General features: G+C 62.9%; 18 protein-coding genes. 12 read left to right on the top strand and 6 right to left on the bottom strand.

The genetic code is table 11. The features are described 5' to 3' along the window. Window positions 1–6 precede the first annotated feature (6 nt). A complete protein-coding gene (locus tag AC6IZO_RS02420; RefSeq protein ID WP_497807640.1) occupies window positions 7–582 on the bottom strand; it encodes an HDIG domain-containing metalloprotein in 576 nt (191 codons plus the stop codon). A 189-nt stretch (window positions 583–771) separates the two neighbouring features. Here AC6IZO_RS02420 and AC6IZO_RS02415 point away from each other — a divergent pair, with 189 nt between their 5' ends. From AC6IZO_RS02415 to AC6IZO_RS02370, 10 genes are all read left to right on the top strand, one after another. After that, a complete protein-coding gene (locus tag AC6IZO_RS02415) occupies window positions 772–1,305 on the top strand; it encodes a helix-turn-helix domain-containing protein (protein ID WP_497807638.1) in 534 nt (177 codons plus the stop codon). Between the two features lie 329 nt (window positions 1,306–1,634). Next, a complete protein-coding gene (locus AC6IZO_RS02410; RefSeq protein ID WP_497807636.1) occupies window positions 1,635–1,877 on the top strand; it encodes a hypothetical protein in 243 nt (80 codons plus the stop codon). A 201-nt stretch (window positions 1,878–2,078) separates the two neighbouring features. Next, window positions 2,079–2,858, top strand: coding sequence for an undecaprenyl pyrophosphate synthase (gene uppS / locus AC6IZO_RS02405; protein WP_497807634.1), 780 nt, complete (start codon window positions 2,079–2,081; stop codon window positions 2,856–2,858). A 15-nt stretch (window positions 2,859–2,873) separates the two neighbouring features. Continuing rightward, window positions 2,874–3,266 carry a hypothetical protein gene (locus AC6IZO_RS02400; protein ID WP_497807632.1) on the top strand — a complete coding sequence of 131 codons (393 nt, stop codon included), beginning with the start codon at window positions 2,874–2,876 and terminating at the stop codon, window positions 3,264–3,266. A gap of 2 nt (window positions 3,267–3,268) precedes the next feature. Then, entirely contained in the window at window positions 3,269–4,228 is a 960-nt protein-coding gene (locus AC6IZO_RS02395) for a quinone oxidoreductase family protein (RefSeq protein WP_497807630.1), read from the top strand. 110 nt (window positions 4,229–4,338) lie between these two features. Continuing rightward, a complete protein-coding gene (locus AC6IZO_RS02390) occupies window positions 4,339–5,286 on the top strand; it encodes a phosphatidate cytidylyltransferase (RefSeq protein ID WP_497807628.1) in 948 nt (315 codons plus the stop codon). Window positions 5,287–5,543: 257 nt separating this feature from the next. Further along, window positions 5,544–6,425: an ankyrin repeat domain-containing protein gene (locus tag AC6IZO_RS02385; protein ID WP_497807626.1), complete on the top strand. Its 882-nt coding sequence runs from the start codon at window positions 5,544–5,546 to the stop codon at window positions 6,423–6,425. A gap of 149 nt (window positions 6,426–6,574) precedes the next feature. Continuing rightward, entirely contained in the window at window positions 6,575–7,735 is a 1,161-nt protein-coding gene (gene dxr / locus AC6IZO_RS02380) for a 1-deoxy-D-xylulose-5-phosphate reductoisomerase (protein WP_497807624.1), read from the top strand. 61 nt (window positions 7,736–7,796) lie between these two features. After that, entirely contained in the window at window positions 7,797–9,122 is a 1,326-nt protein-coding gene (gene rseP / locus AC6IZO_RS02375; RefSeq protein WP_497807622.1) for an RIP metalloprotease RseP, read from the top strand. Window positions 9,123–9,214: 92 nt separating this feature from the next. Next, window positions 9,215–11,485: a tetratricopeptide repeat protein gene (locus AC6IZO_RS02370; protein ID WP_497807620.1), complete on the top strand. Its 2,271-nt coding sequence runs from the start codon at window positions 9,215–9,217 to the stop codon at window positions 11,483–11,485. Here the strand turns inward: AC6IZO_RS02370 and AC6IZO_RS02365 are convergent. Further along, complete coding sequence (locus AC6IZO_RS02365; RefSeq protein WP_497807618.1) at window positions 11,472–12,281, bottom strand: CAP domain-containing protein; 810 nt, start codon at window positions 12,279–12,281, stop codon at window positions 11,472–11,474. The genes AC6IZO_RS02370 and AC6IZO_RS02365 overlap by 14 nt on opposite strands. Before the next feature lie 56 nt (window positions 12,282–12,337). Between AC6IZO_RS02365 and AC6IZO_RS02360 the strand changes: the two genes are divergently transcribed. Further along, complete coding sequence (locus AC6IZO_RS02360) at window positions 12,338–13,726, top strand: DNA recombination protein RmuC (RefSeq protein WP_497807616.1); 1,389 nt, start codon at window positions 12,338–12,340, stop codon at window positions 13,724–13,726. A 75-nt stretch (window positions 13,727–13,801) separates the two neighbouring features. Here the strand turns inward: AC6IZO_RS02360 and AC6IZO_RS02355 are convergent, their stop codons facing one another. The 4 genes from AC6IZO_RS02355 to AC6IZO_RS02340 form a co-directional block, all read right to left on the bottom strand. Further along, on the bottom strand, window positions 13,802–14,179 hold the full coding sequence (locus tag AC6IZO_RS02355) for a hypothetical protein (RefSeq protein WP_497807614.1): 378 nt from the start codon (window positions 14,177–14,179) through the stop codon (window positions 13,802–13,804). 201 nt (window positions 14,180–14,380) lie between these two features. Next, a complete protein-coding gene (locus tag AC6IZO_RS02350; RefSeq protein WP_497807612.1) occupies window positions 14,381–15,250 on the bottom strand; it encodes an ABC transporter permease in 870 nt (289 codons plus the stop codon). After that, window positions 15,247–16,164, bottom strand: coding sequence for a nickel ABC transporter permease (gene nikB / locus AC6IZO_RS02345; protein WP_497807610.1), 918 nt, complete (start codon window positions 16,162–16,164; stop codon window positions 15,247–15,249). Before nikB ends, AC6IZO_RS02350 begins: the two co-directional genes overlap by 4 nt. Then, the gene (locus AC6IZO_RS02340; protein WP_497807608.1) at window positions 16,161–17,534 is read right to left on the bottom strand and encodes a hemolysin family protein; all 1,374 of its coding nucleotides are present in this window, start codon (window positions 17,532–17,534) and stop codon (window positions 16,161–16,163) included. Before AC6IZO_RS02340 ends, nikB begins: the two co-directional genes overlap by 4 nt. A gap of 149 nt (window positions 17,535–17,683) precedes the next feature. On the opposite strand from AC6IZO_RS02340, the gene AC6IZO_RS02335 reads away from it, so the two are divergent. Then, window positions 17,684–18,889 carry an efflux RND transporter periplasmic adaptor subunit gene (locus tag AC6IZO_RS02335; RefSeq protein WP_497807606.1) on the top strand — a complete coding sequence of 402 codons (1,206 nt, stop codon included), beginning with the start codon at window positions 17,684–17,686 and terminating at the stop codon, window positions 18,887–18,889. Window positions 18,890–18,909: the final 20 nt, after the last annotated feature.

Here is an 18,909-nt window from a genome sequence, read left to right as displayed (position 1 = left end):
TTCATCTTACTGCGGCTGCGGGGTGGAGCCTGCCAGCCCCAGTTCGTCAGCCACGGCTTTCATCGCCTCAATGCAGAACGCGATGTGCTCATCCAGGTTCACGCCCATCTCGGCGGCGCCGTTCACAATGTCCTCGCGGTTGACGCCGCGGGCGAAGGCTTTGTCCTTCATCTTCTTCCTCACGCTCTTGACCTCCACCTCGGCCAGCGACTTTGACGGTTTGACCATGGCGACGGCCGTGATGAAGCCCGCCAGCTCGTCGCAGGCAAACAGCGTCTGCGCCAGCCGTGTGTCACGCGGCACGCCCGTGTAGCTGGCGTGGCCCATGATGGCCCGGCGCATCGGCTCCGGGTAGCCAAGCCCGGCCAGAATCTCATTGCCCTTGTAGGGATGCTCCTCGGCCGTGGGGTACTGCTCGTAGTCGAAATCATGCAGCAGGCCGGTGATGGCCCAATACTGCTCATCCTCGCCGAACTTGCGGGCGTAGGCCTTCACGCAGGCTTCGACGGCCATACCATGTTTTCGCAAACTTTCCGACTGGGTGTACCTGGTTAGTAACTGCCACGCGTCTTCGCGAGTCATCCGGATTTTCTCCCTGTTTTCGCCCGATAACTTCGGGTTTCTTCGGCTTCTTTACCCGTTCTTAATGAAAATACCTGTTGACACCGGGGGTTCCATTGTCGCAAATTGAGCTTGCCGGTTACCACTCTGATGCGTCACGAGTCTGGTTCCGGTGGAGAAGCCCCGCTCTGGCAGCTCCGTAGTACCCACATGGCTACCGCTCTAGCTCCTGTCGATGACCGCGAAGTCGTGCGTTGCGACCATTGCCAGCTCGTGCAGTTCCGTACGAGCAATAATATGTGCCGCCGCTGCAAGACGTCGCTTGATGACGAACCCGAGCCCATGGTGCTGGCACCTGTCGAGGTGATGCCAACGCCGGTTGAAGATCACACCCACCAGATTCCGGTGGCGCTTGCCATTCGCGCTTTGCGTGTTCGCGCCGGCCTCAGCCAGCGCCAGCTCGCCCAGCGCATGCGCGTGCCCCGCACGTACGTCAGCAAGATTGAGAACGAGAAGGCCTGTCCGACGCTCAGCAGCCTGGAGCGCCTGGCCGAAGCCCTGCACGTTCGCGTTCCCGACCTGCTGACCACCGGGCGGACGCTGGAAGATGACATCCGCGAGCTGCAAAGCGACGAGTTCATCGCCGAACTGATGAGCTACTCGCACCAGCTCAACGTGGTGCAGTGGACCAACGTGCTGAACCAGGTGCGCGAGATGATTTCGCTGACCCGGCGCAGCGCCTAACCCATTTTGTAAAAGTGCGGTAAAAAACCTCCCCCCATCGATTCGTGCAGGCCCCGTTGCGGCGGGGCCTGTGTTATTGTGGAGACCTTCCCCCAGTGCTCCACGACCAGTCACGGAAAATTGACAAACCTTTTCGGCCCGGGCCTCGTCTTACAAGAGTAAGAATCTTTTCAAGGGATGCCAGAGTGCCCCATGCGCTCGTCTTCCGCGAGGTTGCGACCTTTTGCGGAACCGGAGCGCCGCTGCTGGCCGCGCCACGCCCCCAATGGCGCATCGTCGGAACCTGCAATCTTGGTTCTGGGGCCGTCGTCCTCTGGCGAGGAGGAATCGTGGTCAATACCAGTGTTTCAACCTGCGCCAACCCTGAATGCGCCGCCAAGTTCAAGCGGATGGGTGACGGGAGACTGTTCGTCAGGCCTGTTACCGATGCCAGCGGCAGCCACAGCCAGAAGGTTCTTTGGCTGTGCGGCACCTGTGCCAAACAGTTCGATCTGCGTTACGACCGGCGCAAGCAGTCGTTCCAGATCGTGCGGCAACACGGCACATCGGGCCACTTCGAGAAGGTGTCATAGGCGGGCATCCCTCTCCGCCGGGCGCGCATGCTCTACTGGCGATGCCCACGGCTGTCCGCGCTCTGCGAAGCCCGCGTTGTGGCGTTTCGTCAGGTTCTTTTCCTTGCCCGCTTTCCTGTCCTTCCAACCAGTTTTCGTCATCTTCCGCAACTTCGTTCTTGCTATCCTAGTTTTAGCTCGCTGAGGGGGGAACAGCTCGCTTTGCCGATCAACATTCCATCTGGTTTGACTGCGGAAGAAGCCGAGGTTTTTGCCACGCTCGATCCCGAGCGGCTGCCCAAACACATCGCCATCATCATGGACGGCAATGGCCGCTGGGCGCAGAGCCGCAACCTGCCCCGCGTCGCCGGGCATGAGCGCGGCGTGGAGGCTGTGCGCAGCGTAATTACCTGCGCCGCCCGCCTGCACATGCAGGCCATCACGCTCTACGCCTTCTCCGTGGAGAACTGGAAGCGCCCCGAGGAAGAGACGCACTTCATCATGAAGCTCATCCTCAACCATCTGAAGCCCGAGCTGCCGCTGCTGAATGACAACAACGTGCGCATGGACTTCATCGGCCGCTTCAATCACCTGCCCGCCGAGCTTCAGCAGGATATGGAATACGTGCGGCAGGCGACAGCCAAGAACAACGGTCTGGTGATGACCTTGGCGCTCAACTACGGCGCTCGCGCCGAACTGATCGACGCCTTTCAGGCCATTATGGATGACGCCAAAACACACGGCACGCTCAACACACTGGCGTTGACCGAGGAGATGGTGGAGAAGCATCTCTACACCAGCCACCTGCCGGAGCTTGACCTCGTCATACGCACGTCGGGTGAGATGCGCGTCTCTAACTTCTTGCTGTGGCAACTGGCGTACTCCGAACTGTACGTGACGGAAACGCTGTGGCCGGACTTTACCGGTGCCGACCTGCTGCGGGCCATCGCCGACTATCAGGGCCGCAATCGCCGCTTCGGCGGACTGGCCCCAAGCAAGTAGTGGAAGGGAGAAGAGATGAGAGACTTCGTCGCTTACCACAACTCAAAAAAGATGGGTATTCCGCTTCCCAATACCCCAGACCAAATTGTTCTTAGTAACCGGCCCCTCGGCAAGCTCCTCGGAAATACAGTATGGTTCGTTGTCTCGGAAGGAACGGGGAATGGCCGGTACTACCTAGGAAGTGTTTTTGAAGTGTCCTCTGTTGACGAGGCTCCTCAGCGGGGATTTCGTTACTGCGCATCCGGACACGGAATGGCCTTTACCCCTCAGCCTCTCATATCTGGCACCGATTGGTTTGACCGCCTGAGAAAAGCTGTTGGGAATTTTGCATTTGGACCGACGGCAATTACTGACCCTCTTGTTCTTCTAGAATTGCAATCACTCGCCAAGAAACTTGGAGCACACTAACCATGCGCGCCGCCGTTGTTCACTCCTATCAGCAGCCGCCACAGTTTGCAGAGATTGATACGCCCACGCCCGCCGCGGGCGAACAGCTTGTACAGGTGCGTTTCGCCGGACTGCACCAGTTGGTGCGCGCGCTGGCCGCCGGAACCCACTACGGCAACGCCGGCGTGTTGCCGTTTGTTCCTGGCGTGGACGGCGTGGGCACCTTGCCCGATGGCACGCGCGTGTACTTTCTGGCCGCGCGTGCGCCCTTCGGCTCCATGGCCGGGCAGAGCCTGACGACGCCGGAAAAGTGTGTCCCTGTGCCGGACGGGCTGAGCGACGCGTTTGCGGCCGCCGCCTGCAATCCGGGCATGTCGTCGTGGGTGGCGCTGAAGGCGCGAGAGAAGTTCCAGCCGGGCGAGAGCGTCCTCATCCTCGGCGCTACGGGCGCCAGCGGCATGCTGGCCGTGCAGATCGCGCGCAGGCTCGGTGCAAAGCACGTGATCGCCGCCGGTCGCGATACGAAGCAGCTCGAGCGCCTGACCGCGCTCGGTGCCGACGCGGTGATCCCGCTTGGACAGCCGCGAGAAACGCTGGTGGAAGCCTTCCGCGAAGCCTTACAGAAATTCGGCGTGAACGTGGTGCTCGACTACCTGTGGGGCGCGCCCGCCGAGGCGCTGCTGGAGGCCGTCTCCGCCAAGGGTCTGCACCACGCGGCCCCGCGCTTGCGTTACGTTGAGATTGGCCAGAGCGCCGGACGCAGCATTCAACTTGCAGGCGCCACGCTGCGCTCGACCGGTCTGGAACTGCTCGGCAGCGGCTTTGGCAGCGCCTCCACCGGCGAGATCATGCACGGAATCTCGGAGTTCATGGCCTCGGCCGCCGCACAACCGTTTACGTTCGACATGGCCGAAGCGCCACTCGCTGAGGTTGCCGCACGCTGGCCGGAGCCAACTGCCGCGCGGCTGGTCTTCCGCGTATAGCGTTGCAGAGAACCGCAGGCTGCGGCCCTCTGCAATACGCGGGTTCTATTGCGGCTTGCAACTCGAAACTTGAAACTCGAAACTCGCCCCCTGTACTCTCGTCATAGCCCATGAAACGCATACTGACCGCGCTTGTTCTGATTCCGCTTGTGTTGCTGGCCGTGCTGATGGCGGCCGACTGGCTGTTCTTCGCGCTCATTGGAGCGGTGGCCATTCTGGCCCTCTCCGAGTACCTGCACATCGTCGCCAGCTACTCGGTGGCGCAGTTCCGCCTGCCCACCGTACTGCTGACCGCCGCGTTCTTCTCGGTGATGGCCGCGCTGCTGTTTGTGCAGTCCACCAACGCGGTGGAGGCGCTGATGCTGGCTACGGTGGCGATCTTCCTCTTCTCGCCATTCGTCTATCTCGCCGTCGGCCTGTCTCACGTAGCGCCTGAGCCCGCCAGCGACAAGCCCGAAGAGAAGGACCTGGACATGCGCGAGTTGCTGCCCGGCGCGGCGCTGGCGTTCTTCGGCATTCCCTACATCGGCGGCTCGCTGGCCACGCTGGGCGCGTTGCGCGCCACGCCTGCCGGATGGTTTCTCGTGGTCTTCACCTGCCTGGCCGTGTGGGTAGGCGACTCGGTGGCAATGTACGTGGGCAAGGCCATTGGCCGCCACAAGTTCTCTCCGCGTGTAAGCCCGAACAAGACGTGGGAGGGCGCGATTGGCAGCGTGCTGGGCGCCGTCGTGGTCTGCGTGCTCTACGGGCACTTTGCGCCGCAGGTGCAGCAGGGGCTGGCCTCCATCCACGTGCTGCCGCCGGTCGGGGAGGTTGCTCCGCCGATTCCGCCGACAAGCATCCTGTTCACCGCCCTCTTCGCCGCCATCATCAACGTGGCTGCGCAGCTTGGAGACCTGTTCGAGTCGCTGATGAAGCGCGGCGCGGGCGTAAAGGATTCCGGTACGCTGCTGCCTGGACACGGTGGCATGCTCGACCGGGTGGACGCCCTGCTGTTTGCCGCGCCTGTCTCGCTCGTGCTCTTCCTGATGTTCGGCAATCACCTGTTCGCGCAGTAAGCATCAGCCGCCGCTTCTGCAACATGCTTGGCTGAGGCGTATAGCGGCGCACCCGCGCAGAATTCATTCGGAATTCTGACGCAAGGTCGTACACTGTCGGTCGTCTTCAGTTGCAACACAAATACGCCGGACAGGGAGACCCCATTTCCATGAGACTCGCTCGGGGAGCAAGGCTCGCGGCAGTTGCAGTGCTTATCGTCGTCGGTTGTGCCGCCTGCGGGCGAAAGCCTGTGGATCAGACGTCCCTGGATGAACAAATGGTGAAGGCTGCTGCCGCCGGTGACACTGATGCCGTGCGTAAGCTACTGAAGCAGGGTGCGCATGTGGATGCCCGCTGCCAAGGGGGTGACACGGCGCTTTCCGTGGCCGCAGATCAAGGGCAGTCGGCAACCGCTGACTTCCTTCTCTCTCACGGTGCCGACCCAGCCGCCGCAGGACTCACCGGGCCACGCGCGCTGTTCGATGCGGCTCGGGCACGGAATCCGCAGAAGGTAGCGCTTGTGCTGCGCTTGGGCGGCGATGCTGCAAGCCGTGAAGAAGCATTGTTCGCCGTCTGTGAGTCCGAGCCTGTTCCGTTCGATTCTCCAACACCCATCGGAGTCACCCCACCAGCATCCGCAGGCCTTGCAGCGAAGTCTGCGCCCAAGAGTTCAGGGGATCCCGGAGCGGAGACCGTACGCCTTCTGCTGGACCACGGCGTGAATATTGAGGCGCGGCATGAAACCGGGAGCACGCCGTTGATATGGGCTGCGAAGTTCGGCGCAACCGGAGTGGTGGACCTTCTGCTGCGTCGCGGAGCCAAGGTTGAGGCCCGCGACAATGATGGCTCGACCGCCTTAATCGCCGCCGCCTGCAACTGCGGGGAGGTCACCATGCCTTCCACGCAGGGAGCCTTAAAACTGCTGCTCGAACACGGTGCGGATGTGAACGCGACGGATCAGCATCGTTTGACGGCGTTGATGTCCGCCTCCGCCTGGGGACGAAGCGACAATGTGAAGCTGCTGCTGGAGCATGGCGCCAATGTCCGGCTGCGGGACGCTCGCGGCGCAACCGCCCTGTCCCTCGCACAAAAGAGCGACGACTCTGAGACTGTGCGCCTCATCCGCCAGGCGCTGGCACAGGCCGTCCCCGGAAGATGAGGAACTCTGCAAGGGCCTCCAACAAAAGCATTTCCCGGCCCCCGCGTTGTTGCCCTGCCTTTCTTAACCGCGCAACCGTCACTTCGTTCGGCCGGAGTTTTGCCCGCCATGCCCCGGCCGGGTTATCCTAAAAGCCTAAGTATCCCATCATGAAAAGAATTGCCATTCTTGGCTCGACCGGCTCCATTGGTTGCAGCACACTAAAGATCGTCGAAGCATATCCGGAGCGTTTCTCCGTCGTCACCATGGCCGCGGGCTCAAACCTTGAGCGCGCCTACGAGCAGGCATTGCGCTGGCGTCCGAAGGTTCTTTCGGTCGCACGGGAAGCCGATGCCGATACGCTGGCTCGTCGCCTGCGCGAAGCTGGCGCCGGGGAGATTGACGTGGTGCACGGCTCGGCCGGAACCGTAAAGGTCTCCACGCATCCTGACGTTGACTTTGTGGTCAGCGCCATTGTGGGTGTGGCCGGGCTGGAGGCGACCTATGAGGCCGTGAAGGCCGGCAAGCAGATGGGCCTGGCGAACAAGGAGAACCTTGTCGCCGCCGGGGACCTCATCACCGCCGAGGCCCGCAAGCGCAACATTCCTCTGCTGCCCATCGACAGCGAGCACAACGCGGTACACCAGGCACTACGCTGCGGACGCGCCAATGAAGTCGAGCGCATCTGGCTCACCGCCTCGGGCGGGCCGTTCCGCAACACACCGCGTGAGCAGTTTGCCGGCATCACCGTGGAGCAGGCGCTCAACCACCCGACGTGGAAGATGGGCCGCCGCATCACCATTGATTCCGCCACGCTGATGAACAAGGGCTTTGAGGTCATCGAGGCCGTGCGGCTGTTCCACACGCCGCCTTCACAAGTGAGCGTGATGGTGCACCCACAGAGCACGGTGCACTCGGCGGTGGAGTTCGTCGACGGCAGCATTCTGGCGCAGATTTCCATCACCGACATGCAGTTGCCGATCCTCTACGCGCTGACCTGGCCGGACCGCATTCCGAGCAACCTGCGCTTTGACATGCGCACGTTGAGCCAGTTGGACTTCAATCCTCCCGACATGGAAAAGTTCCCCTGTCTGCGGCTGGCCTACGAGGCCGTGGAGCAGGGCGGGGCCAAGACCGTTGCCCTCAACGCGGCGGACGAGATCGCAGTGGCCGCCTTCCTCGATCGCGCTATCCCGTTCATGGGCATACCAGATACAATTCAGGCAGTATTGGCTGAAACGTCGACCCGCCGACCGGAATCTATAGAGGAAGTACTGGCTATGGACGCCGAAGCTCGCGAACGGGCCCGGCGGATTGTCGCCCGCGCCTAGCGCGGACGGCTCGGGCAATGAACGCAGTCCGGTGATCAGGGGAAAGCACGAGTTTTAACGTATGGTTTCTTTCTTCTATTCGGTGGTAACGATCGTTCCCATGCTGGGGATCCTCATCCTTGTGCATGAGTTCGGTCACTTTGCCGCCGCCAAGTTTTTCGGCGTGCGCGTGGAAACTTTCTCCATCGGCTTTGGCAAGCGCCTGTGGGGGTTCCGCCGCGGAGACACCGACTACCGCATCTCGGCGCTGCCCTTTGGCGGCTACGTCAAAATGACGGGCGAGAATCCCTCGGACGAGCACTCGGGTACGCCCGACGAGTTCGTGTCGCACCCGCGCTGGCAGCGGCTGATCATCGCGCTGGCCGGCCCGTTCATGAACATTGGCTTCGCCGTCGTGCTGCTGACTTTTGTCTTCATGGTGCACTTTGAGCAGCCCGTGTTCACGGTACCCACTGCGGTAGACAAGGTGGTTGAGAACTCTCCGGCCGCCAAAGCCGGCGTACAGCCCGGCGACCGCATTGTGGCCATCAATGGAGTTCAGTCTCCCGACTGGCAGGACGTTCTCAAGTACGTTCTGATCAACGGCGGCCAGCCGGTAAAGGTCGTGCTCGAACGCAACGGCCAGCGGGTGGAAACCGTCCTTACCCCCGAGAAAACCGGGCAGGACGAGGTGGGCTACGCCGGATGGATTCCGCAGCAGCCGATGGTCGTCACCTACATCGAGAATGGCATGCCCGCCAGCAGCGTTCTGCGCCTGGGCGACGAAATTCTGAGCGCGGATGGCGAGAAAATTCATTCCACCTATGCGCTCCGCACACATCTGCAACACACCCAAGGAGCACCTGTGGCGCTCAGTCTGCTGCGCGACGGACAAGCCGTACAGGTGACCGTCAAGCCCGCAGCCGACCCGGATCGCAAGGACTATCGCCTCGGGTTCATTTCGGCTCCCACGCGCGTGGACAAACTCGCTCTGCCCGCGGCTGTCGAACAGTCCGTGGACCAGAACCAGAAGAACGCGCTGCTGATCGTGGAGACCCTGCAGAAGCTGGTCTCCGCCAAGGTGTCCATCAAGCAGATGTCCGGTCCGATTGGGATTGCACAGGTGTCCGGCCAGATTGTGCGGCAGGATGGCGTGATCACCTTGCTGGCCTTCATGGCGCTCATCAGCATCAATCTCGGCATCTTCAACCTGCTGCCCATCCCCATCCTCGACGGCGGGCTGGTGCTGCTGCTGGTGATTGAAAGCCTGATGCGGCGTGACATCAACGAGGGCTTGAAGCTGCGCATCTACCAGACCGCGGCCGTCTGCCTCGTCATCTTCGCCTCGGTGGTCATTTTCAATGACGTTGTGAAGCTGCTGCCCAACCTGGCGCGGCACATACAATAAGCAAAGACAATCGCACGAATCAAGGGGCGCACCTCGCGCCCCTTTTGCTTTGCTTCGCTCCACGTAAACGCTGCGGTATTCTGGGTGCTCCGATGGATTCGAACTGGCACTCACGTCTCGGTCGTGTGCTGGCGGCGCTTGCCGTTGTTTACGCCGCGCTGGCCTGCCTGCACACCATTGCCGATTTCGACACCGGCTGGCAGCTTGCCACCGGGCGCTACCTGCTCACGCACCATGCCGTACCTGCAACCGACGTGCTCTCCTACACCTCGGCGGGGGAACCGTTTCTCTATCCACCCTTTGCGGGAGCACTGCTCTATCTCATCTACACCGTTGCCGGGTATGCGGGCCTGAGTTGGTTCTGCGTAGCTGCCGGTGCCGGCCTTGCCGGATGGTTGCTGTGGAGCGGACGCCGTGAGTTGTTCGCCACCGCCGTTCTTCTGCTGCTGGCCGTGCCCTCGCTGGCCTACCGCATCACGCCGCGCGCGGACCTGTTCACGACACTGCTGTTCGCCGCGCTGCTGGCACGGCTGTGGAGCTACCATCGCGGTCTGCCTGCGCGTCTGTGGCCAGTGCCGGTGATTCTGTTGCTCTGGGTAAACCTGCATCCCGGTTTTGTGGCCGGAGTGGCATTGCTTGCCGCCTATATCGCGCTGGAACTGCTCTGCACGCCATTCGCGACGGAGCGTGGCGAGGCACTGGCGCGGCTGCGCGCGGCTTGGCCGTGGCTGACAGCCGGTGTGCTGGCAACGCTGGTGAATCCGTGGGGCTGGCGCGTCTATTCCCAGGCCTTCACGCTGGCAGGCGGCTCCGGCGCCATCTCCGGCTCGGCCAGCGCTGGAGAACTCACTTCGGCACCGCTCTCACTGGCCATGCTTTCACAGATCGTGCAGCTTCGCGATCCGGACAGCTCGTTCTGGTGGATGTTGGCGGCAGCGCTGGTGGCAGCCATTGTGGCACTGCTTACGCGTCGAGTTGGCGCAGCCGCACTGTTGGCGGCAGCCGCGGGCATTGGCCTTCTGCGGTTGCGATACCAGGGGCTGTTCGCGCTGGTGGTGGTGATTGTGGCAGCGCCATTGCTTTCGGAGCTGTGGCAGCGAGTTTGCGACTGGCAGCCGCGGCTGCGCACGCGCTGGGCGGCCCTCCTCTGCGTGGCTCTGCTCGCCTGCCTCACGCTGCTGCGCGTGACAGACCTTGTCTCCAACCGTCAGTACCTGGTCTCGGCGTCGACCTCGACCTTCGGCACCGGTGAATCCTGGTGGTTCCCCGAGCGCGCCGCGGCCTTTATCGAGCGTGAGCACCTAGCGGGCAACATCTTTCAGCCGTACAACCTCGGAGGCTTCACCGCGCTGCGGCTCGGCCCTGCCCTGCCCGACTACAGCGACGGCCGCGGCATCAGCCCATCCGTGCGTCACGAAGAAGAAATGCTGATGGCGCAGCCGCCTGACTCCGCCGACTGGCAGCGGATCGCCGCCTCCCGCAATTTCAACGTCGTGCTGCTTTCCCTAGCGCGCTACGCCGGACTGCAAGGCGTAAACCTGCAGGGCTTCTGCCATTCACAAACGTGGGCGCCGGTCTATCTGGACGAAGTTTCCCTGGTGCTGGTACGCCGCGCACCGCAGAACCAGCCGCTGATTGACCGCACCGCACTGCATTGCGAGAGCGTTGCGTTGCGCCCTCCGGCAGCGGCGTCCAAGGTGGAGCTTTACAACTTCTACGCCAACTACGGCAGCGTGCTCTATGTGCTGGAGCGCGACACCGAGGCGGAAACCGCGTGGCAGCAGGCCGCCGCGCTCGCGCCCGAAGACCCCAACGTCCACATCTTCCTCGCGCAGCTCTATCAGCAGCAGGGGCGCCTGCCACAGGCGGACGCCGAATACCGCGCGGCACTCGCCGTGCGCGAGACTGCCACCGCGTGGTACGGATACGGGCGGCTGCTCTTTGCGGAGCATCAACTGGAAGACTCCGCCAAGGCCCTTGCACGTTCCGCCCGGATGACGGCAACACCCGCCGCGAACTACAAGGCGCTCGGGCAGGTACAGCTCAAGCTGTCACAGCCTGACAACGCATGGGCGAGCTTCGCGCGTGCTGAGCGTGCAAACCCTCGACCGGCGTCGCTGGAAGCCGCCACGCCCGCACAGCGCGAGTTCTTTGCGCAGATTGATGAGGGCCGCGCCGAGGCCCGGCGTCAACAGGGGAAACGGTCAGAGGCGCTGGCGCTGCAACAGTCCGCCACGCGCTGGACTCCGCAGGCCGTCGCCCGCTGGAAGAAGCTGCAGGAACTGGCGACGCAGGCAGGCAACAGTGCAGAAGCTCAGACTGCGGCACAGAAGATTCTCGAACTGGAATCTAGCGGTAACTGACCACAAGCACCCAGAAGACCGGCACCGAATAGCTGCGGCTGCTTGCGTAGCAGGCACTGACGCTGACGGCCGAGGCGGCATCGCTCCGCAGCGAATTTAACTCCGGCGGCATCTTCTGCACGTCGAACATGGTGAAGGCCATGACGGTGCTGGCGCGCGGCAACGTGTACGGAAGGCGCGTTTCCAGCCGGTCGGCGCGGGCCATGCCACAGGCCGTATCGTGCAGGCGGCGCTCCATCCGGCGCGGCAGCGAGCTTCCACCTGAAGCGCGCCGTTGCTGGTTGATGCCGCTCATCACGGCGTCTTCCACATCATTCTCACTGACTTCGGCAACCGTGCGGGCAAAATCCTCGGTCACGTAGAGCACACCGCGATGCCACAGCGCGCCCACGCCAATCTCGGAATACGTGTCCCTCAGGATGTTGGCGCGGTGCGGCGGAGAGTGCATCAGGCCGATGTGCGCACTGTCGGCGCCGTCGCTGTCGAGCGCAAGGTTTTCACCGCTGGTATCAAAGCGCAGGCCGGTGGCTGACAGGCGCGCAGGCAGCGCCGCTTCGCCGCGAAACTGGTGCTCAAGGTTGTCGAACTTCACAAGGTAGAGCGTGTGTTCGCGGGCCGCGCTACGCAGGCGATCATTAAAGAGCAGTGCCGGAAGACCACGGCTGGCGCGCTCCTTATTGATGAGTTGCGCCATCCGCTGTTCGGCGCTTTCGTCCCAGCCGTCGACGTGCTGCGCCCATGCCGCCGTCAGCAGCATGCACAGCATCCACGCCACAATGCCCGCTCGCTTCACCATCGCTCCCCGCTTATCCACAACCAAGGGCCCCCGAGATGGGCTACACTCAATGCGCCATGATCATGGTCATTGTAGCCGCACTGCTGGCCGCCCTGGTTGCCGGTCTATGTACCGCCCTTGTGCTGCGCGGACAAGCCGCCGCGCTTGAAGCGCAACGCGCTTCCCTCAACGCCGAACTGGCCGCCCGCTCCGCCGAATGTAAGAACACTCAGGATACCCTTGAGTTGCGCACCCGCGAGTTGAGTGCCGAGCACGAACGTTCATCGTCCGCACAGGCACAGGTGGCCGCGCTGACCGCTCGCTTGCAGGAACAACAGGCCAGTAACGAAGAAAAGTTGCAGTTGCTGACGCGCACCACGCAGGAAGCCTCCGAGCAGTTGCAGAACGCCTTCCAGCGGCTGGCCTCCGACGCGCTGTCCAGCAACAACCAGTCTTTCCTGCAACTGGCCAAAACGCAGCTTGAGACCTTCCAGACGCAGGCAACCGGAGACCTTACGGCGCGCCAGCAGGCCATCACCACGCTGCTCAAGCCCATCGAGGAATCGCTGAAGGCCGTGAACACGCAGGTGCAGCAGATTGGCCAGGAGCGTGGCGAACTGCGCCAGTACCTGAACACCATGAAGTCCACGCAGGAGCAGTTGCAGGGCGAAACCCGCAATCTGGTGCAGGCCCTGCGCGCGCCGCACGTCCGCGGACGCTGGGGTGAAATTCAGCTTCGCCGCGTGGTGGAGATCGCGGGCATGCTTCCCTACTGCGACTTCGTGGAGCAGGCCGTCAACACTGAGACGCGCATGCGCCCCGACCTGATTGTGAAACTGCCCGGCGGCAAGCAGATCATCGTCGACTCCAAGGCGCCGCTGGCCGCCTACCTTGACGCCATGGAGGCCAAGGACGAGGAGTCGCGCGCAGCCTCGTTGCTCTCGCACGCCAACCAGATCAAGAAGCACATGGAGCAACTCGGTTCCAAGAGCTATTGGGACCAGTTCGACTCCACGCCCGAGTTCGTCATCATGTTCCTGCCCGGCGAAGTCTTCTACAGCGCCGCGCTGGAGCAGGTGCCCGCGCTCATCGAGCAGGGTGTGGCCAATAACGTGATTCCAGCCTCGCCCACCACGCTGATCGCGCTGCTGAAGGCCGTTGCCTACGGGTGGCGGCAGGAGAAGCTGGCGGAGAACGCGCAGCAGATCAGCCAACTCGGCAAGGAGCTCTACGACCGCTTGCGCACGATGGCCGAGCACTTTGCCAAGGTTGGCAAGAACCTGGACACGGCCGTGAAGAGCTACAACGATGCAGTCGGCTCGCTTGAAAGCCGCGTGCTGGTTTCCGCGCGCAAGTTCGCCGAACTTGGCACGGCGGTCAAAGAGGAGATTCCGGCGCTGGAGCCGCTGGAGCGCCAGACGCGACCGCTTTCCAGCGCCACGCAGCTTTCGCTGGAAGACAAATAGCAGTGATAGGTTTTCGCGCATCAGAAAGCCCTCGCCATGGCGAGGGCTTTTCCGTACCGATTATATATCTCTTCCCTAGTTCTTCGGGGCAGCCGGGGCAACGCCGGGCTGCGTGCGGGCATTGTGCTTCTTGGCGTAGATGCGGCGCGACTCCTGATTCTGTTGCTTGCGGATGGTGCGGCGATCCTGCGCGGTCAACTTGCCGTTGTTCTGCGCCTTCATCGCGTGCTCTTCCTGGTTGATGGCCTTCTCCTGCTTCTCCAGCTTCGCGGTCTCACCAGCCGTGAGTTGGCCGCTCTGCACGCCTTGCGCAATGCGCTTCTGCTGGTTCGCCTTGCGCTGCTGAATCGTCGGCTTCGGCGCCGGCGCGGGGGCCGGTGCGGGCGCTTCCTGCGCCACGGCCATCATGGACATCAACACTGCGGTTGCCAACACAACCAGGCTCTTCTTCATGTCGTCTCCCAACGGCTTCTTTTGATTTACTTCCCTTCGCCGTCACGTTTGGTGCAAACACCACGGCCCGTACGGAAGTTGCGCAGGGCTGTGTGGAAAATCCGAGAAGTCCACCTCAGTGCCATGTGTGAGCGCGAATCCACGACGCAAGGCAGCATTGATGCGGGTCAATCTATTGTTGCGATTGTTGCGCGCCGCCGCCTACAGACCAGCCTCAATGCGCGAGCGCGGATCGAGGTAGTCGCGCATGGCGTCACCAATAAAGTTGAAGGCCAGCACCGCGAGCATGACGGCCAACGCCGGAAACAGCACGAGGTGTGGCGCGTCGAACAGGTGCGCGCGCCCGTCATTCAGCATGGAGCCCCAGCTTGCCACCGGCGGCGGCACGCCCAGTCCGAGAAAGCTCATGGTGCCTTCCGCCAACACCGCGCCCGCCATGCCGATGGCCGCCTGCACAATCACGGGCTGCATGATGTTCGGCAGGATGTGACGAGTCAGGATGCGCCAGTCGCTCGCGCCCAGCGAACGCGCGGCTTCCACGTACTCGCGCTCGCGCGCGGCCAGCACCTGCGCGCGCACCAGCCGAGCGTAGCCCACCCAGCCACCGACAATGAGCGCGAGAATCAGGTTCCGCAGCCCCGGCCCCAGAAACGCGACGAACGCGATCGCCAGCAGGATACCGGGGAACGAGAGAAAGGCGTTCATCACAATGACGTTGATGAAGCGGTCGAGCAGGCCGCCGTAGTATCCGGCGAGCGAGCCCACCAGCGTGCCCAGCAGCAGCGAGCCCAGCACGACACTGGCGCCAACCAGCATGGAGATGCGCGCGCCGTAGATGACGCGCGAGCAGATGTCGCGGCCAAGCTCGTCGGTACCGAGCCAGTGATGCAGCGAGGGGCCCTGCAAGCGCGAGGGCAAGTCGATCATCGCCGGGTCCTGTGGGGCAATCCACGGCGCGAACAAGGCGAAAAGGGTGAAGATGCACACCAGCACCACGCCAGCGGCGGCCAGCGGATTGGAGCGCATGGCGCGCAGCAGCATCTCCCGCGAACTGTGGGGCTGCGCGGTCATTGGCGAATCCTCGGATCGAGCGCGGAGTAGAGCAGGTCGGTCAGGAAGTTCACCACGACATACGTCAGGCCAATGCACAGGATGCATCCCTGTACCAGCGCGTAGTCGCGGTTGTTGATGGCCGAGACCGTTGCACGGCCCACGCCGGGCCAGGAGAAGAGCGTCTCGGTGACAATGGCGCCCGCCAGCAGCGCGCCGAATTGCAGACCGATCACGGTCGCCACCGGCACCATGGCGTTGCGCAGCGCGTGGCGGTAGATGACCGCGCTCTCGCTCAGGCCCTTGGCGCGTGCGGTGCGGACGTAGTCCTGGCTGAGTTCTTCCAGCAGCGAGGTGCGCACCATGCGCGTCAGAATAGCCGCCAGCGCGCCTCCCATGGTGATGGCCGGCAGCACCAGATGTGCCAGCGAGCCGGAGCCGCTCACTGGCAGCCAGCCGAGTTTGATGGAGAAAAATAGAATGAGAATCGGCCCGAGAGCGAAGTTCGGGAACGACAGTCCGAGCAGGCTCGCGAAGCTGAGTGTGCGGTCATCCCAGCGGTTCCGCCGCACGGCCGAGCGTATGCCCGCGGGAACGGAGATGAGCAGCGCCACCGCCAGTGACGCCAGCGTGAGCCACAGCGTCTGCGGATAGGCCGCACGCAGCACCTCCACTACGGGCTGGTTCAGACGCAGTGAGCGGCCAAGGTCTCCGTGCATCACTCCACGCCAGTAGTGCACATACTGCTGCGGCAGCGGCACGTCGAGGCCGTAGGAGTGCCGTGCGGCTTGCAGGTCCACGGCAGCCGCGCCCTCGCCGAGCATTTGCAGAATCGGGTCGCCCGGCACGAGATGAATGAGCAGGAAGACGACACTGACAACGAGCCAAATCACTGGCAGCGTCCACAGCAGGCGGCCCAGAATGCGGCGGATCATGCTTGCTCCACCGGGTGAGCCAGTTGCTCAATGCGCACGCGCTCCACACGGCGGCCTGCCATCTCCAGCACAAAGTATCGGCGGCCCTGATACTCAAAGCTGTCACCCTCGGCGGGGATGCGTTGCAGTTGCGTCACCACAAAGCCGCCGAGCGTCTCATAGCCCGCCTCGCGCGGAAGGTCGATTTTGTACTGCGTCTCAAGATCGCGAATATTGCTGGCTCCGTCGAGCTCGATCACACCGAGGGCCTCAATCGCCGGTGTTTCTTCCACGTCGTACTCATCCTCAATTTCGCCGACAAGCTGCTCCAGCACGTCCTCCACGGTCACCACGCCGGCGGTCGAGCCAAACTCATCCACCACCACGGCAATGTGCCGTTTACTGCGCTTGAACTCCTCGAGCAGGTCAGGCAGAGGCATGGTCTCCGGCACCACCAGCACCTCGCGCATCAGGCTGCGGACCTGGCGGGCGGCACGCACGCGCTCGGCGGCATCACGCGAAGGCAGCCGCCACTCCATCAGCATCCAGCGCATCAGATCCTTGGAGTAGAGCACGCCGACAATCGCCTCCGGCCCGCGCTTGGGGTCGTAGACGGGGATGCGCGAATGCTGCTCACTGACGACGCGCTGCGCCGCCTGCTCCAGCGGCAGGTCTGCCGGCAGCGAGAAGATGTCTGGCCGTGGCACCATCACCTCGCGCGCAGTCACAGATTCCAGTTCCAGCGAGCGGTGAATCAGCTCTTCCTGCAAGGCCGGTATGATGCCGAAGCGGCGGCTGGCGGTAACAATCAGCTTTAATTCCTCGGGCGAGTGCACTCCGCCTTCGCGCAGTTCGTGCATGCCCATCCAGCGCAACACCGGCCGTGCTGAGGCCGTCATGAATCGCAGCACCGGCGAGAACGCGGTGACGAACACCTCCAGAGGCGGCCCCACCACCAGCGCCATGCGCTCCGCCTGCTGTAAAGAAATTGTCTTGGGCACCACCTCGCCGAGAATCACGTGCAGGTAGGTGATGATCGCGAATGCCATCACCACCGAGGCGCCGTGCGCATAGAACTTCGCATGTGGCAGGCCGAGGAACACAGGCTCCAGTAGATGCGCGAACGCTCCCTCGCCCACCCAGCCCAGTGCCAGCGAGGCCATGGTGACGCCAAGCTGTACGCCGTTCAGAACCGTGTCGAGCTTGTGGTGCAGCCTTTGTACGGTGAGCGCGCCGGGGCGGCGGGCCGCAATGAGCTGTTGCAGGCGCGTATCGCGCACGCTGACCAGCGCGAACTCCGCAGCCACAAAGAACGCGTTGGCCGCCACCAGCAGCAGCACGCCCGCAATCCGCAGCAGCACAAAGGTGAACATGGTTGCTGATTTTACCAAGTTTGCGCGGATGATCCTGCCCGAGCCGTGCAAAACACAGGCTTTGCCGGTTCTTTGCAGCCTCTTCTTTTCCGGAACCGCCCACGCAACCGCTGCGTATCACGCTCCGAGCCGCAATGCGGGCAATCCTCCCGGACAGGAGCCAGATCATGGCAAACGGAAACGGCAAGAAGAAGAGCCGCAAATGGATTTACATCTCGATCGCGGGCGTGGTGGTGCTGCTGGCCGCAGGCGCCCTGGTTGCCTCGCGCGGAGAGAAGAAGATTGAGCCCAGCAAGATTGCCAAGGTCGAGCGCGGGAACCTCGCACGCAGCGTGGTGGCCACCGGCAAGGTTGAGCCAATTACCAAGGTTGAGATCAAATCGAAGGCCAGCGGCATTGTCAAAAAGCTCTATGTGGAAGCAGGCGACCACGTGAAAGCCGGGCAGTTACTGGCCGAACTGGACCGCGACGAGATGCTGGCGCAGGTCCGCCAGTCGGAGGCGCAACTGGCTTCCTCCGAAGCCACGCTGACCGCCACGCAGGCCGACTTGAAGCGCGCGGAAGTCGATGCCGAAGGGCCGGATGTTCCTCTGCTGCGCCGTGCCTATGACCGCGCCATCAAGATGGCCAAGGACGGCGTGGTAAGCCAGTCGGCGCTGGAAGATGCGCAGAAGGGCTGGGAGCTGGCAGTGAACAAGCAGAATGTTGCGCGCGCGCAGGTGCAGGTGGGCAAGGGCAAGGTGGAACAGGCCCGCGCCGACGTCAACCGCGCCCGCGCCACGCTGGCCCAGCTCAAGGAACAGCTCGGCTACACCACCATCTCCGCGCCGATTGACGGCATTGTGCTCTCGCGCGACGTGGAAGTGGGCGACGCCGTCAGCTCCATCCTCGTGCTCGGCTCCTCGGCCACGCTTGTCATGACGATTGGCGATACCAGCGAAGTCTACGTAAAGGGCAAGGTTGATGAAGCCGACATCGGCAAGGTCTACCTTGGGCAGATGGCGCGAATCCGCGTGGAGAGCTTCAAGGACAAGAGCTTCACCGGAAAAGTCACGCGCATCTCTCCCATGGGCGTGGAGAAGGATAACGTGACCACCTTTGAGGTACGCGTCTCCATCACCAACCCCGGCGGCGAGTTGAAGGCGCTGATGACCGCCAACGCCGAAATCATTCTGGAAGAACACAAGAACGTGCTCATCATCCCCGAAGCCAGCGTGGTCTATGACCGCGACAAGAAGGCCTCCGTGGAGGTTCCCGACGCCAAGGGCAAGGAAGGCAAGCGCAAGGTGCCGGTGCAGGTTGGCATCTCCAACGGCGCCAAGACGGAACTGCTGAGCGGATTGAATGAGGGCCAGCAGGTGATTCTGCAGTAGCATTGATGCCCGGAGAGAGC

The sequence above is a fragment of the Oryzophilus luti genome (assembly GCF_059726245.1).
This window is presented reverse-complemented; position numbering and strand designations above follow the sequence as displayed.

Excerpts from the sequence above, each read along its gene's own strand:
- AC6IZO_RS02420 (WP_497807640.1), bottom strand. The coding sequence starts at position 582 with ATGACTCGCGAAGACGCGTGGCAGTTACTAACCAGGTACACCCAGTCG.
- AC6IZO_RS02415 (WP_497807638.1), top strand. The coding sequence starts at position 772 with ATGGCTACCGCTCTAGCTCCTGTCGATGACCGCGAAGTCGTGCGTTGC.
- AC6IZO_RS02400 (WP_497807632.1), top strand. The coding sequence starts at position 2,874 with ATGAGAGACTTCGTCGCTTACCACAACTCAAAAAAGATGGGTATTCCG.
- AC6IZO_RS02395 (WP_497807630.1), top strand. The coding sequence starts at position 3,269 with ATGCGCGCCGCCGTTGTTCACTCCTATCAGCAGCCGCCACAGTTTGCA.
- AC6IZO_RS02390 (WP_497807628.1), top strand. The coding sequence starts at position 4,339 with ATGAAACGCATACTGACCGCGCTTGTTCTGATTCCGCTTGTGTTGCTG.
- AC6IZO_RS02385 (WP_497807626.1), top strand. The coding sequence starts at position 5,544 with ATGGTGAAGGCTGCTGCCGCCGGTGACACTGATGCCGTGCGTAAGCTA.
- dxr (WP_497807624.1), top strand. The coding sequence starts at position 6,575 with ATGAAAAGAATTGCCATTCTTGGCTCGACCGGCTCCATTGGTTGCAGC.
- rseP (WP_497807622.1), top strand. The coding sequence starts at position 7,797 with ATGGTTTCTTTCTTCTATTCGGTGGTAACGATCGTTCCCATGCTGGGG.
- AC6IZO_RS02370 (WP_497807620.1), top strand. The coding sequence starts at position 9,215 with ATGGATTCGAACTGGCACTCACGTCTCGGTCGTGTGCTGGCGGCGCTT.
- AC6IZO_RS02365 (WP_497807618.1), bottom strand. The coding sequence starts at position 12,281 with ATGGTGAAGCGAGCGGGCATTGTGGCGTGGATGCTGTGCATGCTGCTG.
- AC6IZO_RS02360 (WP_497807616.1), top strand. The coding sequence starts at position 12,338 with ATGATCATGGTCATTGTAGCCGCACTGCTGGCCGCCCTGGTTGCCGGT.
- AC6IZO_RS02355 (WP_497807614.1), bottom strand. The coding sequence starts at position 14,179 with ATGAAGAAGAGCCTGGTTGTGTTGGCAACCGCAGTGTTGATGTCCATG.
- AC6IZO_RS02350 (WP_497807612.1), bottom strand. The coding sequence starts at position 15,250 with ATGACCGCGCAGCCCCACAGTTCGCGGGAGATGCTGCTGCGCGCCATG.
- nikB (WP_497807610.1), bottom strand. The coding sequence starts at position 16,164 with ATGATCCGCCGCATTCTGGGCCGCCTGCTGTGGACGCTGCCAGTGATT.
- AC6IZO_RS02335 (WP_497807606.1), top strand. The coding sequence starts at position 17,684 with ATGGCAAACGGAAACGGCAAGAAGAAGAGCCGCAAATGGATTTACATC.